The following is a 19,216-nucleotide window of genomic DNA, read 5'->3' on the forward strand; positions in this document are numbered from 1 at the left end:
GGGGGTGATCCGTGTTCCAGCGTTTTCTAACTGTCGCCTGTGTGGCGACGGCATTGTCCTGCGTTGCTTCTCCCGCGACGGCCCAGGATGCAGAGGTCGAACGCCTGCGCATCCGCGGCTCCAATACGGTCGGCGCCGAGGTGATGCCGCGCATCGTCACGGCCTGGCTGGGTTCCATCGGCTACATCCGCATCGAACGGCGGAACGTCGGTGTCGACCGCACCGAGATCGCCGCCGTCCGCGATGGCGAGCCGCTCATCGTGGAGATCGACCGACGGGGCTCCGCTGTCGGCTTCCAGGCACTGGTGGACGGCGAGGCCGAACTGGCGATGATGGCGCGTGCGCCGTCGGCGGCCGAGCGCGATGCCGGCTGGCAGCTGGGCGACCTGTCGTCGCCGGAGCAGGAGTTCTCCATCGCGCTCGATGGTCTGGCCGTGGTGGTCGATGCGCGCAATCCCGTGCGCTCGATCAGCGTGGCGCAGCTGCGTGAGGTCGCCGCCGGCCGCATCCGCAACTGGGCGCAGCTCGGCGGGGCCGATGCGCCGATCCAGGTGCACGGTGGACCCGTCCGCGGGGGCAGCCGCGAGTTCCTCGATCAGCGCGTGATGGCAGGGCAACCGGCTGCCGCCGTTCTTGCACATCCACGCCTGTGGCAGGCCGCGCGCGTCGTAGCGGACGATCCGGGTGCGCTCGCGATCGTCGAGCTGGCCACGCGTATTCCACCTAGCACACGCACGTTGGCCGTCACCGACGGTGGCGTGCCGGTGCAGCCGACGCGGCTCAACGTGGCCAGCGAGGACTATCCGCTGCTGCGCCGCTACCGCCTGTACGGCGCACCGCTGATGTCCGCGCTGGGTCGCAGCCTGGCCCTGTATGCCATCGGTCGCGAGGGCCAGCAGGCCGTCGAATCGACAGGCCTGCAGTCCATGACGCTGCGTCCCGCAGTCCAGCCGGGGCGGTTGCAGGGTGGGGCCGCCTATCGCGACGCCGTGGCCGGCGCGACGCGTATTCCCCTGGGCCTGCGGTTCAACATGGGCTCGTTGAGTTCGCTGTTCGAAAGCCGCAGCGCGTCCGACATGGAACGGCTGGTCGCGTTCATGCGGTTGCCGCAGAACCGGGGCAAGTCGGTGGTGGTGGTGGGCTTCGCGGACCACGCGCCGGGCAACCGCTTGCTGCCGACCATGTTGAGCAACGAGCGCGCGGACATCGTTGCCGACCATCTGGTCAGGCAGGGCATTCCGGTGGCGCGCTCGATAGGGTTGGGCGATGCGCGCCCCCTGGTGTCCATCGGCGGGATCAACGCACGCGCCCGCAACGAACGCGTCGAGGTCTGGTTGCGCTGACGCGGCCTACTTTTTCAGCTTGTCCACCAGCGCCCGCAACGCGGTCTGCGTATCGGGCGCATGCCAGGCATCGACGAAGCGTTCGAGCTGGATCAGCGCAGGGTCCAACGCCTCGACCAGGTCGCGCCGGGCGAGCGTGCGCGTCTGCAGCATCGGATGGTGCGGCAGGCGCAGCAGCTGCTGCAGCCATGCGACGGAGCGTGTGGTCACCTCTTCCTGGCCGACGAGTTCATCGACCAGCCCGATCTCGAGCGCGCGTTCCGCCGGAACCATCTCGCCTGCGACCAGCAGGCGTTCCGCGCGATAGGGGCCGACGACGCGGCGCATCAGGCGCTGGATGCCTTCCGGCACCACCAGCCCCACCTGCGTTTCATTCAGTCCGAGCGCGAAGGGACGCGCCGGATCCGGGCTGCGCGCCATCACTCGGTAGTCGCAGCAGAGCGCCAGCACGCAGCCACCCGCCGGGGCATGACCGGTGATCGCGGCCACCACCGGCACACGCGATTCGGCCAGCGTGCGTGCCGCGCCGAAGAACGCCTGCCACGCATCAAGCAGGGCATGGCGGTCGTCGCCGAGCGACAGCAGGTAGGGCACGTCCATGCCGGCCGAGAAGATCTTCGGATTGCCGGCCAGTACGATGCCGCGCGTGCCATGGTCGAGCGCTGCGTTGAGGGCATCGATCAGGGCGCGGCACAGGTCGGTGTTGAGCGCATTGACCGGTGCCCGCGCCAGCCGGATCTCGCGGATGTCGCCGTGGTCGGTGGTTTCGATGAGGCCCGTCATTCATCCGCTCCCTGAAGTCTGGCCAGTATCATAGGCGCATGAACCGTCGCATCGAAACGCTCTGCCTGTCCGTCCTGCTGCTTTCGTCGCCGGGCGTGGCCCTCGCAGCGGAATGCCTGCCCGTCGCAAAGGCGGCTTGGATACGCCTGCCGCCGGTCGCGATGCCGATGATGGCCGGATTCGCCCGAATCGAGAATCCGTGCAAGACGCCGGTCAGCGTCGTCGGCGCGGAGAGCCTCGCCTTCGACGATGTGTCGCTGCATGAAACACGCGAAGAGAACGGCGTCAGCCGCATGCGCGAAGTGGCCGCGTTGCCGATCGCGCCCGGAAAAGCCGCCGAGCTGAAGCCGGGCGGGCTGCACCTAATGCTGCACGGGCCCTATCAGCCGCTGGCCGCAGGCGAGAAGCCGGTGATCACGCTGAAACTGGCCGATGGCCGTTCGCTGCCGGTGGTCTTCGAGGCGCGCAAGAGCGCGCCCTGATGTCCGCGGAACGTGGTGTGGGAGCGACGCAAGTCGCGAGCTTTTCCCGAGGCTAAGAGAAGAGCTCGCGACTTGCGTCGCTCCCACAACCCCACGACGCTTCCTGTGGTTACTCCGATGCTGCGCGGATCGCGGCAGGCAATGCCGCGCTCTGGCCGGTCTGCGTATCCATCCAGACGACCACGACGTTGCCGTCCGAATAGAGCACGCTGTCGTCCTTGGCCGACACGATGCGATGGCCGATGGTGACGCTGCTGGTGCCCAGCCGGTCGACATAGAGCTCGACCACCACATCGTTCGGCCATGTCAGCGGCCGCTTGTAGTTGATGTTGTTGGCGGCGACGACCGGCGCGATGCGGTCGGTCATCGACACGTCCGGCACGGTGAGCATCCAGCGCACGCGTGCCTCTTCCAGGTACGAGATGTATTTGGCATTGTTGACGTGGCCCATGCTGTCCATGTCCCGCCAGCGCACGCTGATCGGGATCTTCGCCAGCAACTTGCGGCCGGTGTCGTGTGCGTCGCTCATCGTGCGGCCTTCTTTGTCGTGGTCTTGGTGGTCTTGGCCGCTTTCGTGGCGGATTTGCGCGGCGGCAGCACGTCGGGCTTGGCAACCGCGGCCGGCTTGGTCGGCTTCGGCGCCTTGGCGGCGGGCAGCAGCTTGGCGAGGAAGCGACCCGTATGCGAATCCGGATGTGCCGCGATGTCCTCGGGCGTGCCGGTGGCCAGGATCTGGCCGCCACGGTGTCCGCCTTCCGGCCCCAGGTCCACGACCCAGTCCGCCGTCTTGATGACGTCCAGGTTGTGCTCAATCACCACGATGGTGTTGCCGTCGTCGCGCAGCTTGTGCAGCACGGCGAGCAGGTGCTCGATGTCGTGGAAGTGCAGGCCGGTGGTCGGTTCGTCGAGGATGTACAACGTGCGACCGGTGTCGCGACGCGACAGCTCCTTCGACAGCTTCACGCGCTGCGCTTCGCCGCCGGACAACGTGGTCGCGCTCTGGCCGAGCTTGACGTAGCTCAGGCCGACATCCACCAGCGTTTCCAGCTTGCGCGCGATCGACGGCACCGGTTCGAACAGGGCCAGTGCGTCTTCGACCGTCATTTCCAGCACGTCGTTGATGTTGTAGCCCTTGTAGAGAATCTCCAGCGTCTCGCGGTTGTAGCGCTTGCCGTGGCAGACGTCGCAGGGCACGTACACGTCCGGGAGGAAGTGCATTTCGACCTTGATCAGGCCGTCGCCCTGGCAGGCTTCGCAGCGGCCACCACGCACGTTGAAGCTGAAACGGCCCGGCGAATAGCCACGCGCGCGCGCTTCCGGCACCTGCGCGTACAGTTCGCGCAACGGCGTGAACAGGCCGGTGTAGGTCGCCGGATTCGAACGTGGCGTGCGCCCGATCGGCGACTGGTCGATGTCGACGACCTTGTCGAACAGGTCCAGGCCGGTCACCTCGCGGTACGGGGCGGGTTTGTGCGAAGCGCCGTTGATTTCGTTGGCGGCCAGCGAATACAGCGTGTCGTTGATCAGTGTCGACTTGCCCGAGCCCGACACGCCGGTGATGCAGGTGAACAAGCCGGACGGAATGTCGAGATCCACATCCTTCAGGTTGTTGCCGGTGGCGCCGCGCAGGTGCAGCGTCATTTTCGGGTTGGCCTTGTGGCGTGCCTTCGGTACTTCGATCTGGCGCTTGCCGGACAGGTACTGGCCGGTCAGCGAACGCGGCGCCTCCAGCAGGTCCTGCAGCGTGCCCTGGCCGACGATCTCACCGCCGTGCACGCCCGCGCCGGGGCCGATGTCGAGCACATAGTCTGCGAGGCGGATCGCGTCTTCGTCGTGCTCGACCACGATCACTGTGTTGCCCAGATCGCGCAGGCGCGTCAGCGTGCCGAGCAGGCGCTCGTTGTCGCGCTGGTGCAGGCCGATGCTCGGTTCGTCGAGCACGTACATCACGCCGACCAGACCGGCACCGATCTGCGAGGCCAGACGGATGCGCTGCGCTTCACCACCCGACAGCGTGTCGGCCTTGCGTTCCAGCGTCAGGTAATCCAGGCCCACGTCGACCAGGAAGCCGAGGCGCTCGGCGATTTCCTTGACGATCTTGGCGGCGATCTCGCCGCGCCAGCCGGGCAGGTCGAGGCTGCGGAAGAACGCCAGCGCTTCGTCCACCGGCAGCACGACCAGCGACGGCAGGGGACGATCGGCGACGAACACGTTGCGCGCCGACTTGTTGAGACGCGCTCCCTGGCAGTCGGGGCAGGGACGGTCGCTGATGTACTTCGCCAGTTCCTCGCGCACCGCCGGCGATTCCGTCTCGCGGTAACGACGCTCCAGGTTCGGCACGATGCCTTCGAAGCGGTGCTTGCGCTGCGTGCGCCCGCCCGATTCGGTGAGATAGGTGAAGGTGATGACTTCCTCGCCGCTGCCGTACAGCACGGCCTGCTGCACGTTCTCAGGTAGCGACTGCCAGGGCGCATCGGTGTCGAACTGGTAGTGCTTGGCCAGCGAGGCGATCAGCTGGAAGTAGTAGGCATTGCGGCGATCCCAGCCACGCACGGCGCCGGCGGCCAGCGACAGCTCCGGATGCACGACCACGCGCGCAGGATCGAAGAACTGCGCCACGCCCAGGCCGTCGCACGTCGGACAGGCGCCGACCGGCGAGTTGAACGAGAACAGGCGCGGCTCCAGTTCCGGCAGCGAGTAGTCGCAGACCGGGCAGGAGTACTTCGACGAGAACAGCAGCGGTGCGGCGTCCGGCTGGTCCAGCGACATCACCTGGACCATGCCGTCGCCCAGCTTCAGGGCGGTCTCGAAGCTCTCGGCAAGACGCTGCTTGAGGTCCTCGCGCGGACGGAAGCGGTCGATCACCGCTTCGATGGTGTGCTTCTGGCGCAATGCCAGTGCAGGCACGGCGTCGATCTCGTACAGCTCGCCATCGACGCGCACGCGCACGAAGCCCTGCGCGCGCAGCTGGTCGAACACCTGCGCATGCTCGCCCTTGCGCTCCCGGATCACCGGCGCCAGCAGCATGTAGCGCTGTTCGCCGTCGAGCGCGAGCACCTGGTCGACCATCTGGCTGACCGTCTGCGCTTCCAGCGGATAGCCGTGGTCCGGGCAGCGTGGCTGGCCGACGCGCGCATACAGCAGGCGCAGGTAGTCGTAGATCTCGGTGATGGTGCCGACGGTCGAACGCGGGTTGTGGCTGGTCGACTTCTGTTCGATCGAGATCGCCGGCGACAGGCCCTCGATGTGGTCGACGTCGGGTTTCTCCATCACCGACAGGAACTGCCGCGCATACGCCGACAGCGATTCCACGTAGCGGCGCTGGCCTTCGGCGTAGATGGTGTCGAACGCCAGCGACGACTTGCCGGAACCGGACAGGCCGGTGATCACGATCAGCTTGTCGCGTGGCAGGTCGAGATCGATGTTCTTGAGGTTGTGGGTACGGGCTCCGCGGATGCGGATGAAGTCCATGGCCATCGGGTGGGGGATCCGGAAAGCGAACAAGGAAGCGTAGCGATCTGCCTAGGTGGGGGCAAATAGCGCCATTGCCAGCGAAGCAGTGGGGTCGGGTAGGCGGCCGGTCAGTCCCGGGACGTGGCCGTCGGTGCCGCGTCCGGTCGGGGCGAGCACGGGCGGCATCGCTGGGAAGATCCAGTCAAGTCATTGATTTACAATGGGGCGCCCCGAAAAGAGGCGCCGACGAGGGGCGCCATCGAGGTCAGTCTGCGCCGCATTGCGGACGAACCCTGTCCGTAAAGGCGCGCGGCGCGGGCGCCCGGGACGGGCGAGTCAGGTCAGGGTTGACCCTAACTCCATGAATCCACTACAATTCCGCTTCTGTTCGCCCTCGATGGCGGGCAGGCTCCAGAAAATAACTACAGAAACCAAGGAATCCACATGTACGCAGTCGTAGTCACGGGCGGTAAGCAGTACCGCGTGATGAAGGGCGAGACGCTCCGCGTCGAGAAACTCGAGGCCGAAGCCGGCAACGAGATCACCTTCGACAACATCCTGATGCTGGGCGATGGCGAGACCATCAGCCTGGGCGACGCCCTGAAGGGCGCCAGCGTGACCGCCAAGGTCGTCGGCCATGGCCGCGCCGACAAGGTCCGCATCATCAAGTTCCGCCGCCGCAAGCACCACATGAAGCGCCAGGGTCATCGGCAGCACTACACCGAAATCGAAATCACCGGCATCACCAAGTAAGGAGAAGCAGTCATGGCACACAAAAAAGGCGTAGGTTCCTCGCGCAACGGCCGCGACTCCAATCCGAAGATGCTGGGCGTCAAGGTCTTTGGTGGTCAGGCGATCGATGCGGGCAACATCATCATCCGCCAGCGCGGCACCCAGTTCCATCCGGGTCCGGGCGTCGGCCTGGGTCGCGACCACACGCTGTTCGCGCTGGTCGACGGCAAGGTCGAGTTCTCGGTCAAGGGCGCCAAGAAGCGCCGTACCGTGAGCGTGGTCGCGGAAGCCTGAGGCTTCCCCACACGCCGAGCGAAGGGCCCCGCCGCGTGCGGGGCTTTTCGTTTGCGGCGCTCGTTTTTCGATCCCGCATCCGTTCCATCCTTCCTCTTCTTTACCCCAGTCCAATCCCATGAAACTCGTAGACGAAGCAGAAATCCAGGTCGGCGCCGGCAACGGCGGCAACGGTTGCGTGGGATTCCGCCGCGAGAAGTTCATTCCGCTGGGTGGCCCGGACGGGGGTGACGGCGGCAACGGCGGCAGCGTCTGGCTGCAGGCCGACGAGAACCTCAACACGCTGGTCGACTTCCGCCACCAGACCCAGTTCCGCGCGCAGCGCGGCGAGAACGGCATGGGCCGGCAGATGTACGGCAAGGCTGGCGAAGACCTGACCATCACGGTGCCCGTGGGCACGGTGGTGACCAACGTCAGTACCGACGAAGTGATCGGCGACCTCACCCAGCACGGCGATCGCCTGCTGGTGGCCAAGGGTGGCAAGGGCGGCCTGGGCAACATGCACTTCAAGAGCTCCATCACCCGTGCGCCGCGCAAGGCGACCCCGGGCGAGGAGGGCGAAGAGCGCCTGCTGAAGCTGGAACTGAAGCTGCTCGCCGACGTCGGCCTGCTCGGCTTCCCCAATGCCGGCAAGAGCACCTTCATCCGTGCCGTGTCGGCTGCCACGCCGAAGGTGGCGGACTATCCGTTCACCACGCTGTATCCGAACCTGGGCGTGGTCAGCGTCGAAGCCCATCGCAGTTTCGTCATCGCCGACATCCCGGGCCTGATCGAGGGCGCCGCCGACGGCGCCGGCCTGGGCGCGACGTTCCTGCGCCATCTGCAGCGCACCCGCATCCTGCTGCATCTGGTGGACATGGCGCCGATGGAAGGCGGCGTGGAAGACGTCGATCCGGTCGAGCAGGTCCGCGCGATCGAGCGCGAGCTGGAGAAGCACGATCCTGAGTTGCTGCAGAAGCCGCGCTGGCTGGTGCTCAACAAGGCCGACCTGATGTTCGAGGACGAAGCCAAGGAGCGCGCCGAACAGATCATCGCCAGCCTCGGCTGGACGCAGCCATGGTTCCAGGTCTCCGCCATCTCGCGCGAAGGTACCTGGCCGATCATGAAGGACGTGATGGCCTTCTTCGACCGCCAGAAGGAAGAGGCGGACGAGGCGGCCCGCGAGGGCTGAGACAAGAAAAAACCCGCCGGTTGGCGGGTTTTTCTTTACCGGGAGGCGGTGGGCCTCAGCGGCCATCCTCCGCGCGCAGCGAGGCGGAATCGGCGATCACCTGCGGCTCCAGGTTCTTGTGGCGCTGGGTGGCGCTTTCCAGATTGGCCTGGCCCCATTCCAGCGACTTGGGGCTGTTGATCGTCAGCTGCGTGCCCTTGTCCCATCCGGCGAAGTCCTTGCCCGCGAACGCGTCCTGGTGCACCGGCGACAGTCCCCAGATGCCGTCGATGATGTGGGCGCGGAAGTAGTAGGTTTTTCCGGCCTCCACGTTGGCCTTGTAGAAGCGCACACCGCCATCGCCGCCGAAGACCGTGGTCATGAAGACGTGCTCGCCCGCCGGCACCTGGTAGGCCACCTTGCTGCCGGCATCCAGGATGCCAATGAACTTGGTCTCGTCGCCCGTCACGTCGAACAGCGGCACGGCGACGGCGGCGCCGACGAACTTGCCCGGTCGCATGAAGACGACGGCGGCCTTGTCCGGTTCCAGCGTCAGCGGTTCATTGGATTTGGTCATCTTGCCGGCCTGTGCCGACATCGACGCGGTGGCCAACAGGACGGCGAGCGCCGTCGCACGAAGCAGTTTCATCGTGTTCCCCTTGTTGAATTCCCCCTGCCTCTCCGGTTGGCGAGGCGTGCGCATCAGAACCGGGGCAGGGGATATGCGTCAATGGGGGGCGAGCAGGCCAAAAAAGAAACCCGCCTTTCGGCGGGTTCCCAGTGTCTTCGCGTTGCGTACCGCCGTGAATCAGGCCGCTTGCAGGGCCTTGATGCGGGCGTTCAGGCGGCTCTTGTGGCGGGCAGCCTTGTTCTTGTGGATCAGGCCGCGCGAGCTCAGGCGATCGAGGATCGGCTGGGCCGACACGAACGCGGCCTGGGCGCCGGCGGCGTCATTGGCGTCGAGCGCCTTCAGGACTTTCTTGACAGCGGTGCGCAGCATCGAACGCTGACCGGCATTGCGCGCATTGCGCACGACGGTCTGCTTGGCGCGCTTCTTGGCGGACTTGATATTGGCCACAGTGGGATTCCTGATGAATACCTGAGAGAATTCAGGGGGTGAACGGAAGACGGGTAATTGAGCCGGAAATTATGGGGCATTCAATAGGTTGCGTCAACCTGGGTCATCCCCGGGCAAAGGGCGGGCGATGAGCGGCAATCGGCTCCTGCGGTCCGCTGCCGTGTTCAGCTCCATGACCTTCCTGTCTCGCCTGTCCGGACTGGTCCGGGACCAGGTCTACGCCCACGTCTTTGGCGCCGGCGGCATGATGGACGCCTTCTTCGTGGCGTTCCGCATCCCCAACTTCATGCGGCGACTGTCGGCCGAGGGCTCGTTCTCGATGGCCTTCGTCCCGGTTCTGGCCGAGTACAAGGCCACCCGCAGCGCCGGGGAGGTCAAGGCCCTGATCGACCGGGTCGCCGGCACCCTGGCCGCCGTGCTGCTGCTGCTGACGGCCGTCGTCATCCTGCTGGCGCCGCAGATCGCCCGCCTGATCGCGCCGAACTTCGACGACGCGCAGATGGCGATGCTGACCGACCTGCTGCGGGTCACGTTCCCCTACGCACTGTTCATCTCGCTGGCCTCGCTGGTCGGCGCCATCCTCAACAGCTACCAGCGCTTCGCCATCCCGGCGCTCTCGCCGATCCTGCTGAACGTGGCGATGATCTCGGCGGCCTTCGCGGCGCAAACGTGGTTCAGCAGTTCGGTGATGGTGCTGGGCTGGGGCGTGTTCATCGCCGGTCTGCTGCAGCTGGGGTTCCAGTTGCCGTCGCTGTTCCGGCTGGGCCTGCTGCCCCGGCCGAAGCTGGATGCCGCCCACGCCGGCGTGCGCAAGATCCTGACCCTGATGGTGCCCACGCTGTTCGGCTCCTCGGTGGCGCAGTTCAACCTGCTGCTGAACACCTGGGTCGCCGCGCTGCTGATCAGCGGCAGCGTCAGCTGGCTGTACTACAGCGACCGCCTGCTGGAGTTCCCGCTGGGCATGTTCGGTGTCGCCATTGGCACGGTGATCCTGCCGCACCTGTCCAGCCGCCACGCGGAGACCGATCCCGAGGGCTACTCGAAGGGACTGGACTGGGGTTTCCGGCTCTGCCTGCTGATCGGCCTGCCGGCCTGCGCCGGCCTGATCCTGTGCGCCCAGCCGCTGCTGTCGACGCTTTTCCAGTACGGCCGCTTCGGCGCCACCGACGTGCAGATGGCCAGCTGGAGCCTGATGGCCCAGTCGATCGCCATCCCCGCGTTCCTGCTGGTGAAGGTGCTGGCGCCGGCGTTCTATTCGCGCCAGGACACCCGCACGCCGGTCAAGGCGGCGGTGGTGGCGGTGCTGACCAACGCGCTGTGTACGGTGCTGTTCTTCGCAGCGATGCTCTACGGCACCGAGCCGGGCCGGCAGGCCCTGCAGGCCGCGGGCGGCGACCTGAAGGCCGCGCTCGGCCAGGTCCAGGGCGCCCACGCATTGCTGGCGCTGGCCATCGCCATCGCCGGCTGGGTCAACGCGCTGCAACTGGCCTGGCTGCTGCGCAAGGCAGGCGTCTATCGCCGGCAGCCGGGCTGGGCCCGGTTCCTGCGCCAGATCGTGCTGGCCACCTTGGCGATGACGCTGGTGGTGCTGGCGTTCCGCTTCGTCTGGGTCGAATGGACCCCGTGGGCCTGGTGGGAGCGCGGCTGGCGGCTGGCGGTGATGGTCGGTGCCGGTGGCGGACTGTATGCCGCTCTGCTGTACCTGCAGGGCATTCGGCCGCGTGACCTGCGTGGGCATTGAGGACGGGCAGGGCCGGCTATACTTCAAGGTCTTGCAACATCCCGGATCCGCCGCCTGGCGCATCCGTCCTGACAGGAATCCATGAGCAGGCTGTTCCGTGACGTCGATGGCGGGCCTCTGTGCCCGCACGGTAGCGTGGTCTGCATCGGCGCCTTCGATGGCCTGCACCTGGGCCACCGTGCGCTGGTGCGGCATGCCGTCGCCCGTGCCCGCGCGCTGGGTGTGCCGGCCGTGGTGGTCACCTTCGAACCGCTGCCGCGCGAGTTCTTCGCCAGGGACACCCCGCCGCCGCGCCTGACCCTGGCGCGCGCCAAGGTCGAAGGCCTGCTGGATCTCGGCGCCGACCACGTCGGCCTGCTGCGCTTCGATGCCAAGCTCTCCGCGATGTCCGCCGAAGACTTCGCCCGCGTGCTGCTGTCCGGCCGCCTGGCCGCCCGTGAAGTCTGGATCGGTCCGGAGTTCCGCTTCGGTCATCGCCGCGGCGGCGATCTCGCCCTGTTGCAGGCGATGGGCCGCGAACTGGGCTTCACCGCCGGCGAAATCGAGCCGGTGCATGCGCAGGGCGAACGTGTCTCGAGTACCCGCATCCGTGAAGCGCTGAAGAGCGGCGACTTCGCCACCGTCGAGCGCCTGCTCGGCCGCCCGTACGCCATCGGCGGCCGCGTGGTGCGCGGCAAGCAGCTCGGGCGCACGCTGGGTTTTCCGACCGCCAACCTGCGCTTTCCGAAGACGCCCGCGCTGTCCGGCATCTACGCCACCTGGGTGCACGGCGTCGGCGACCAACCGTGGCCGTCGGTGTCCAGCTTCGGTACGCGCCCGACGGTCGACGGCGTCGAGCCGTTGCTGGAAGCCCACCTGTTCGACTTCGCCGGCGACCTCTACGGGCGCCACATCGACGTCGAATTCGTCGCCAAGCTGCGCGACGAACTGAAATTCCCCGATCTGCCCAGCCTCACCGAGCAGATGCACCGCGATGCCGCCGAGGCGCGCGACCTCCTTTCCGAACATCAACGACGAGCGACGGCGTGAGCCAGGACTACAAAGCAACCCTCCATCTGCCCGCCACCGAGTTCCCGATGCGCGGCGACCTGCCCAAGCGCGAGCCGGACACGCTGGCGCGCTGGGAAAGCCAGGGCCTGTACGCGCAGCTGCGCGACAACGCCAAGGGCCGCCCGCTGTTCGTGCTGCACGACGGCCCGCCGTATGCCAACGGTGCGATCCACCTGGGCCACGCGGTCAACAAGATCCTCAAGGACATCATCGTCAAGTCGCGCTACCTGGCCGGCTTCGATGCGCCGTATGTCCCCGGCTGGGACTGCCATGGCCTGCCGATCGAGATCGCCATCGAGAAGAAGTTCGGCAAGGTCGGCGTGAAGCTCGACGCGGTCGAGTTCCGGCAGAAGTGCCGCGAATACGCCGAGTCGCAGATCGAGATCCAGCGCAAGGACTTCAAGCGCCTGGGCGTGATCGGCGACTGGGACAACCCGTACAAGACGCTCGACTTTCGCTTCGAGGCCAACGAGATCCGCGCGCTGGCGAAGATCGTCGCCAACGGCCACCTGACGCGCGGCGTGAAGCCGGTGCACTGGTGCTTCGATTGCGGCTCGGCGCTGGCCGAGGCCGAGATCGAGTACGCCGACAAAGTCTCGCCGGCGGTGGACGTCGCCTACGCCGCGCGCGATGCGCAGGCGGTGGCGAAGGCGTTCGGTATCGACGTGCCCGCCGATGTCGAGGTCGCGCTGCCGATCTGGACCACCACGCCGTGGACGCTGCCCGCATCGCTGGCCATCTCCATCGGCGCCGATCTGGACTACGCCCTGGTCGAAGGCCCCACGCATGACGGCAAGCGCCGCTGGCTGGTGCTGGCCGATGCGCTGGCCGAGCGCGCGCTGCAGCGTTACGGCGTCACCGACGTGGCCGTGCATGGCCGCGTGAAGGGCGCTGCGCTGGAAGGCCTGCATTTCGCGCATCCGTTCTACGACGAACGCGACATCCCCGTGCTGCTCGGCGACCACGTGTCGGCCGAGGACGGTACCGGTGCCGTGCACACCGCGCCCGGCCACGGTCAGGAGGACTACGTCGTCAGCAAGCAGTACGGCCTGCTCGACAAGTACACCGCTGCGCAGCTCAATCCGGTCGATGGCCGCGGCGTGTATCTGCCGTCCACGCCGGCCGCGCATGGCGTCGAACTCGCCGGCCTGCACATCTGGAAGGCGAATGACACCATCATCGAGGTGCTGAAGCAGAGCGGCGCGCTGCTCGCCTTCAGCAAGCTCGAACACAGCTATCCGCACTGCTGGCGCCACAAGACGCCGATCGCGTTCCGCGCCACGCCGCAGTGGTTCATCTCGATGGAGCAGGCCAACCTGCGCGCCGATGCGCTGGAAGCCATCAAGCACGTCGGCTGGTTCCCGCAGTGGGGCGAGGCGCGCATCGCCGGCATGGTCGATGGCCGTCCGGACTGGACCATCTCGCGCCAACGCACCTGGGGCGTGCCGATCGCGCTGTTCGTGCATCGCGAAACCGGCGAACCGCATCCGCGCAGCGTCGAGCTGATGCGCGCGGTCGCCGATCGCGTGGAGCAGGGCGGCGTCGATGTCTGGTACACGCTGGACGCGGCCGAACTGCTGGGCGACGAAGCCAAGGACTACGACAAGATCACCGACATCCTCGATGTCTGGTTCGACTCCGGCGTCACGCATGAAGGCGTGCTGCTGGAGCGTGGCTTCGGCAAGCCGGCCGATCTCTATCTGGAAGGTTCGGACCAGCATCGCGGCTGGTTCCAGTCCTCGCTGCTGACCGGCGTGGCGATCGACAAGGCCGCGCCGTACAAGCAGTGTCTCACCCACGGCTTCACCGTGGACGAGCACGGCCGCAAGATGTCCAAGTCGCTGGGCAACGGCATCGAGCCGCAGGACATCATGAAGACCCTGGGCGCGGACATCCTGCGCCTGTGGATCGCCAGCGCCGACTACAGCAACGAGATGTCGCTGTCGCAGGAAATCCTGAAGCGCAATGCCGACGCCTACCGTCGCCTGCGCAACACCGCGCGTTTCCTGCTCAGCAACCTCAACGGCTTCGACCCCGTGCGCGACCTGCTGGCGCCGGCCGACATGGTCGCGCTGGACCGCTGGATCGTGCACCGCGCGTACGAAGTGCAGGAGAAGATCAAGGCGGCCTACGACCGTTACGACTTCGCCGAGATCGTGCAGGCACTGCTGAACTTCTGCAGCGTCGACCTCGGTTCGCTGTACCTGGACGTCACCAAGGACCGCCTGTACACGATGCGCGAGGATTCGCGTGGTCGCCGCAGTGCGCAGAGTGCGATGTTCCATATCGCCGAAGCCTTCGTGCGCTGGATTGCGCCGGTGCTCAGCTTCACCGCCGACGAGATGTGGGGCTACTTGCCGGGTGAGCGCACGGGCAACGTGTTGTTTGCCACCTGGTACGACGGCCTGGCGCCGCTGCCGGAAGGTGCCGCGCTGAACGCCGCCGACTTCGACCAGCTGCTGGCCCTGCGCGAGCAGGTCGCCAAGGTGCTGGAGCCGATGCGCGCCAACGGCCTGATCGGCGCCGCGCTGGAAGCGGAGATCACCGTGTCGGTGAATGCGCTGACCGCCGCCAAGTGGCAGCCGCTGGCCGAGGAGCTGCGCTTCTTCTTCATCAGCGGCGACGTCACCGTCAGCGAAGTCAGCGCCGACGAGATCTTCGTGCTGGCCACGCCGACCACCAAGACCAAGTGCGTGCGCTGCTGGCACTACCGCGCCGATGTCGGCCAGCATGCCGCGCATCCCGAACTGTGCGGCCGCTGCGTCAGCAACATCGACGGCGCCGGCGAAGACCGGGTGTGGTTCTGATGGTCGCCAAGCCGAAACCCAACGCGCTGGCCTGGCTGCTGCTGTCGGTCATCGTCATCGTGCTGGACCAATGGTCGAAGGCGTGGGTGCTGGCCTCGCTGCCCGAGTACACCGCCATCCCCGTGATCGAGGGCTTCTGGAACTGGTACCGCACCTACAACACCGGCGCGGCGTTCAGCTTCCTCGCCAACGCGGGCGGCTGGCAGTTGTGGTTCTTCACCGTGCTGGCCGTGGGCATCAGCGGCCTGCTGGGCTTCTGGCTGTCGCGTACCGCGCGCGGCGACTGGCGCCAGGCGCTGCCGTATGCGCTGGTCATCGGCGGCGCGCTGGGCAACGTGATCGACCGCCAGATCCACGGCCACGTGATCGACTTCATCCAGTGGCATTGGCGCGACCATTACTGGCCGGCGTTCAACATCGCCGACTGCGCGGTGGTGGGCGGCGCCATCGGCATCGCGCTGTTCGGGCTGTTCGACGGCAAGAAGAAAGGCGAGTGAGCCGGGTGGCATCGCGGCGGCCAGCCCTCACCCCGTTCCCCTCTCCCGCAGGCGGGCGAGGGGCGAAGGTGCCGGGCGGTTCCGTCTACGGATGCCGGTTCATCTCCCTGCGTTTCCGCCTTCGGTAGAATTCGATCCTATGGACGTCCTCCTCGCCAATCCCCGTGGTTTCTGCGCCGGTGTCGACCGCGCCATCGAGATCGTCAAGCGCGCCATCGAAACGCTGGGCGCACCGATCTACGTGCGGCATGAAGTGGTGCACAACCGCTTCGTGGTCGACGACCTGAAGCAGCGCGGCGCGGTGTTCGTGGAAGAACTGGACGAAGTGCCCGACGGCGCCACCGTCATCTTCAGCGCGCATGGCGTCGCCAAGGCCGTGCGCAACGAAGCCGACCGCCGCGGCCTGAAGGTGTTCGACGCCACCTGCCCGCTGGTGACCAAGGTGCATTTCGAAGTGGCCCGCCACTGCCGCGCCGGCCGCGACGTGGTGCTGATCGGCCACGCCGGCCACCCCGAGGTGGAAGGCACGATGGGCCAGTGGAACCGGGAAGGCGGGGCAGGGCAGATCTACCTGGTGGAAGACATCGACGGTGTCGCCACGCTGGATGTGAGCCAGCCCGAGAACCTGTTCTACACCACCCAGACCACGCTGTCGGTCGACGACACGGTGGGCATCATCCAGGCCCTGCAGGCGCGCTTCCCGGCGATCCAGGGGCCGAAGAACGACGACATCTGCTACGCCACGCAGAACCGCCAGGATGCCGTGCGCGACCTGGCCAGGCAGTGCGACCTGGTCCTCGTGGTCGGCTCGCCGAACAGCTCCAACTCCAACCGCCTGCGTGAGCTGGCCGAGCGCGACGGCGTGGAGTCGTACCTGATCGACGGCGCGCACGAGATCGACCCGCGCTGGATCGAGGGCAAGCAGCGCGTCGGCGTCACCGCCGGCGCCTCCGCGCCGGACGTGCTGATCGAGGGCGTCATCCAGCGCCTGCGCGACCTCGGCGCCGCCGGCGTCAGCGAACTGGACGGCGAGCCCGAGAGCATGGTCTTCGCGCTGCCCAAGGAACTGCGGCTGCAGCTGGTCGGCTGATCCGTCGGCGCGGAACGCTCCACACCGGCACGATACGTCGCAAAGACGGTATGGCATTGGCAGGCGTGCACGCGAACGCGTAGCGGCCCTGGTGTCGTCCCCTCGCGCTCCGGGACGACTGCTTCCATGACACGCATGTCCCGCGTCCGGCAGGTCGTTGCCGGACGCTCGCTCGTTGCCGCGATCATCGCGTACACGCCGGCCCTGTCCGTCGAAATCGGGACGGATGCCGCTGCGGTCAGATGCGTGCGATGTCCTGTGCATCGCGCCCACCGCGAATATCCCCTCGCGACGTCACGCATACGAACGTAGGTGCGACGTCCCGCGATACGCGTCACGTGCGGTGGCACGGGCGCATCAGATCAACAGGGGATAGCGAATGGAACGTCGAATCACTTTGCCGGTCACGGCAACGCAGGGGCATGCCGCCCGCGTGTCGCACACGACGCGCCTGCGTGCGGAAGGCGTGACGTCATGAGTCTCTCCGCATGCCGCATGCTGGCCGTGGTCGCGTTGGCAGGCATCGCCGGACCGGCGCTGGCACAGCAATGCGGTTTCGGGACGTACCAGTCCTTCGCTGCCCTCAACGGGCAAACCGGCTCGAGCGAGACGGTGATCAATGGCAACAACGTCTATGTGGGCACGTCCCGCGTGCAAGTGGACAACACCACCTTCGGTAACGGCACGATCACCACCAACGACATCAGCGACAACCACTACGCCGGTGAGCCGGGCATCCGCATCGGCCACAGTGCCGGCAACACCGGCAGCGAAGCCAACCGCATCCAGACTACGCTGCATTTCCGCAATCCCGATAACCTCGGCCAGTATCTGCCCGTCGGCAACCTGAGCTTCCGCCTGCACGACCTGGATGCGGGCGACAGGATGAGGGTCAACGCCTACGACCAGAACGGTGCGCTCATCACGCTGACAGCGTCGATGTATTCGTTCTATGCCAACTCGCTGCTGTCTTACGCAGGATCCAACCTGTTCCAGGCACCCGACGGCAGCACCGACGCGCTGAGCAACGGACGACGGGGCACGGTGGACATCGACCTGACGGGCTACCAGGTGTCGCGGATCGAGTTCCGCTACTGGGACCCCAACGCAAACGGGACGTACACCATCGCGCAGATGCACGGCTGCAGCGTGCCGCTCACGCTGTACAAGGTCACCCAGCCTGTCGCGGGCGGTCCTTTCGCCTTCACCCTGGCCAACACCACACGCAACACCGGCAGCACGGTGACCACCTCGGCGGCAGGCACGCCGGTGCAGGTGGACGGCAATACCGCGACCGGCATGCAGCCGTTCACCGTGGCCACCCCGGGTACCGCCGTCACGATCACCGAAAGCACGTTGCCGTCGGGCTGGAGCGTGGTGGACGCCGTCTGCACCACGGCTGCCGGCAACTCCGTCGGCAGCCGCAGCGGCGCCACGTACACGATTCCCGCGCCGAGCACGGCGGCGGGCGCGGCGTTGACGTGCACGTTCGCCAATGCACGCACGACCTTGCGTCTGCAGAAGGCCTTGCCGGGCGGCCGCATGCAGGCGGCCGACCAGTTCACCCTGTCCATCGCCGGTGCGGGCGCGCCGGCATCGGTCACCACCACCGGCAGCGGTAGCACCGCCAGCGGCGTGGTGACGCACGCCACGCCCACCGCGAACAGCGTGTACACGCTGTCCGAATCGGCGGCAGGCGGCGCGGTGCTGGCCAACTACACCACGACGTACGCCTGCACCAATACGCGGCCGGGTGGGCAGACGCCGAGCGGCAGCGGTACGACGTTCAACGTGACCCCTGCAGCGGGCGACGACCTGACCTGCACCTTCAGCAATACCCCGCGCCCGCGGGTGACGATCCGCAAGACCAGCGTGAACGGCACCGACAGCTTCACCTTCAGTGGCAGCAACGGCATCGCGAACCAGACCCTGGTCACCGCCGCCGCCGGCACGCCCGTCAGCGGCGCGGTGCAGATCCTGGCGGCGGCCAACACCGCGACCACGATCACCGAAGGTGCGCCGCCGGCGAACTACGTGCTTACCGACATCACCTGCACCGGACTGCCCACGGGTGGCACCGCCACGCCGAACCTGGCCTCGCGGCAGGTCGTGCTGGATGCGGCGGCCACCGTGGCCGGCGCGAACGTCACCTGCACCTTCACCAACACGCTGCGACGGGCGGACATCCAGGTACTGAAGACAGCCACGCCGAATCCCACGCCGAGCGGAGGCGTGGTGACGTACACGCTGGTGGTGACCAACAACGGCCCGGTGGCCGCCCCCGGGACGGTGTTGACCGATACGCCAAGCCCCGGCCTGAACTGCACCACGCCCGGCACCACCTTCGCGTGTGCCGCCGCCGGTGGTGCAACGTGTCCGTCCGCCACGGTGCCCGTGTCCACACTGCTGGGTGCCGGCATGGTGATTCCGACGCTCCCCGTGGGGGGGCAGGTCACGGCGACGCTGCTGTGCACGGTGACCGCAACGGGGCAGCCCTGAACCCGCCCGTCGGTGACGCGGTCGCGATGACGGAGGAGAGCACGCCGTCGTCGCCGCAGGATCTTCGCCGGTGACGAGATCGATCGTCCCGCGGCCCAGATTGGGGTGAGCCTGCGAACCCCAACATGCAGGGATGATCGTGCGCCATGGCATGTCGGCATGTCGCTCGTCCGTCGTCTCATCCCGCGCGACGCTCCCCGACCAGACTGTCCATCAC

At 67.1% G+C, this 19,216-nt stretch carries 16 protein-coding genes; 11 read left to right on the plus strand and 5 right to left on the minus strand.

Going from position 1 to position 19,216, the window contains the following annotated elements:
* The first annotated feature begins 11 nt into the window (after positions 1–11).
* Complete coding sequence (locus tag ACSQ1W_RS03835) at positions 12–1,343, plus strand: substrate-binding domain-containing protein (protein ID WP_436041718.1); 1,332 nt, start codon at positions 12–14, stop codon at positions 1,341–1,343.
* Positions 1,344–1,349: 6 nt separating this feature from the next.
* Here the strand turns inward: ACSQ1W_RS03835 and ACSQ1W_RS03840 are convergent, their stop codons facing one another.
* Entirely contained in the window at positions 1,350–2,126 is a 777-nt protein-coding gene (locus tag ACSQ1W_RS03840; RefSeq protein ID WP_436041719.1) for an enoyl-CoA hydratase/isomerase family protein, read from the minus strand.
* Positions 2,127–2,164: 38 nt separating this feature from the next.
* Between ACSQ1W_RS03840 and ACSQ1W_RS03845 the strand changes: the two genes are divergently transcribed.
* A complete protein-coding gene (locus tag ACSQ1W_RS03845) occupies positions 2,165–2,608 on the plus strand; it encodes a copper chaperone PCu(A)C (protein ID WP_436041720.1) in 444 nt (147 codons plus the stop codon).
* A gap of 109 nt (positions 2,609–2,717) precedes the next feature.
* Here the strand turns inward: ACSQ1W_RS03845 and ACSQ1W_RS03850 are convergent, their stop codons facing one another.
* Both ACSQ1W_RS03850 and uvrA read right to left on the minus strand, forming a co-directional pair.
* On the minus strand, positions 2,718–3,137 hold the full coding sequence (locus ACSQ1W_RS03850; protein ID WP_062355033.1) for an acyl-CoA thioesterase: 420 nt from the start codon (positions 3,135–3,137) through the stop codon (positions 2,718–2,720).
* Entirely contained in the window at positions 3,134–6,085 is a 2,952-nt protein-coding gene (gene uvrA, locus ACSQ1W_RS03855) for an excinuclease ABC subunit UvrA (protein WP_436041721.1), read from the minus strand. Before uvrA ends, ACSQ1W_RS03850 begins: the two co-directional genes overlap by 4 nt.
* 420 nt (positions 6,086–6,505) lie before the next feature.
* Here uvrA and rplU point away from each other — a divergent pair, with 420 nt between their 5' ends.
* The 3 genes from rplU (at position 6,506) to cgtA (ending at position 8,258) form a co-directional block, all read left to right on the plus strand.
* The gene (gene rplU, locus ACSQ1W_RS03860) at positions 6,506–6,814 is read left to right on the plus strand and encodes a 50S ribosomal protein L21 (protein WP_062355039.1); all 309 of its coding nucleotides are present in this window, start codon (positions 6,506–6,508) and stop codon (positions 6,812–6,814) included.
* Between the two features lie 12 nt (positions 6,815–6,826).
* Positions 6,827–7,087, plus strand: coding sequence for a 50S ribosomal protein L27 (rpmA, locus tag ACSQ1W_RS03865; protein ID WP_062355042.1), 261 nt, complete (start codon positions 6,827–6,829; stop codon positions 7,085–7,087).
* 118 nt (positions 7,088–7,205) lie between these two features.
* The gene (gene cgtA, locus ACSQ1W_RS03870) at positions 7,206–8,258 is read left to right on the plus strand and encodes an Obg family GTPase CgtA (protein ID WP_436041722.1); all 1,053 of its coding nucleotides are present in this window, start codon (positions 7,206–7,208) and stop codon (positions 8,256–8,258) included.
* A 55-nt stretch (positions 8,259–8,313) separates the two neighbouring features.
* On the opposite strand, the gene ACSQ1W_RS03875 is transcribed toward cgtA, so the two are convergent.
* Both ACSQ1W_RS03875 and rpsT read right to left on the minus strand, forming a co-directional pair.
* The gene (locus ACSQ1W_RS03875; RefSeq protein WP_436041723.1) at positions 8,314–8,886 is read right to left on the minus strand and encodes a hypothetical protein; all 573 of its coding nucleotides are present in this window, start codon (positions 8,884–8,886) and stop codon (positions 8,314–8,316) included.
* 159 nt (positions 8,887–9,045) lie between these two features.
* Positions 9,046–9,315 (minus strand): 30S ribosomal protein S20, encoded by a 270-nt coding sequence (rpsT, locus tag ACSQ1W_RS03880; RefSeq protein ID WP_062355047.1) that lies wholly within the window; start codon positions 9,313–9,315, stop codon positions 9,046–9,048.
* A 127-nt stretch (positions 9,316–9,442) separates the two neighbouring features.
* On the opposite strand from rpsT, the gene murJ reads away from it, so the two are divergent.
* The 6 genes from murJ to ACSQ1W_RS03910 all read left to right on the plus strand — a co-directional run bounded on the left by murJ (position 9,443) and on the right by ACSQ1W_RS03910 (position 18,999).
* Entirely contained in the window at positions 9,443–11,056 is a 1,614-nt protein-coding gene (murJ, locus tag ACSQ1W_RS03885; RefSeq protein ID WP_436041724.1) for a murein biosynthesis integral membrane protein MurJ, read from the plus strand.
* 81 nt (positions 11,057–11,137) lie between these two features.
* A complete protein-coding gene (locus tag ACSQ1W_RS03890; protein WP_436041725.1) occupies positions 11,138–12,085 on the plus strand; it encodes a bifunctional riboflavin kinase/FAD synthetase in 948 nt (315 codons plus the stop codon).
* The gene (gene ileS, locus ACSQ1W_RS03895; protein WP_436041726.1) at positions 12,082–14,913 is read left to right on the plus strand and encodes an isoleucine--tRNA ligase; all 2,832 of its coding nucleotides are present in this window, start codon (positions 12,082–12,084) and stop codon (positions 14,911–14,913) included. Before ACSQ1W_RS03890 ends, ileS begins: the two co-directional genes overlap by 4 nt.
* Complete coding sequence (gene lspA, locus ACSQ1W_RS03900) at positions 14,913–15,410, plus strand: signal peptidase II (protein ID WP_436041727.1); 498 nt, start codon at positions 14,913–14,915, stop codon at positions 15,408–15,410. Before ileS ends, lspA begins: the two co-directional genes overlap by 1 nt.
* 139 nt (positions 15,411–15,549) lie before the next feature.
* On the plus strand, positions 15,550–16,500 hold the full coding sequence (gene ispH, locus ACSQ1W_RS03905; RefSeq protein WP_436041728.1) for a 4-hydroxy-3-methylbut-2-enyl diphosphate reductase: 951 nt from the start codon (positions 15,550–15,552) through the stop codon (positions 16,498–16,500).
* 474 nt (positions 16,501–16,974) lie between these two features.
* On the plus strand, positions 16,975–18,999 hold the full coding sequence (locus tag ACSQ1W_RS03910; protein WP_436041729.1) for a prealbumin-like fold domain-containing protein: 2,025 nt from the start codon (positions 16,975–16,977) through the stop codon (positions 18,997–18,999).
* Positions 19,000–19,216 lie beyond the last annotated feature (217 nt).

Source organism: Pseudoxanthomonas sp. LjRoot143, from assembly GCF_964252945.1.
Taxonomy (GTDB): Bacteria; Pseudomonadota; Gammaproteobacteria; order Xanthomonadales; family Xanthomonadaceae; genus Pseudoxanthomonas_A.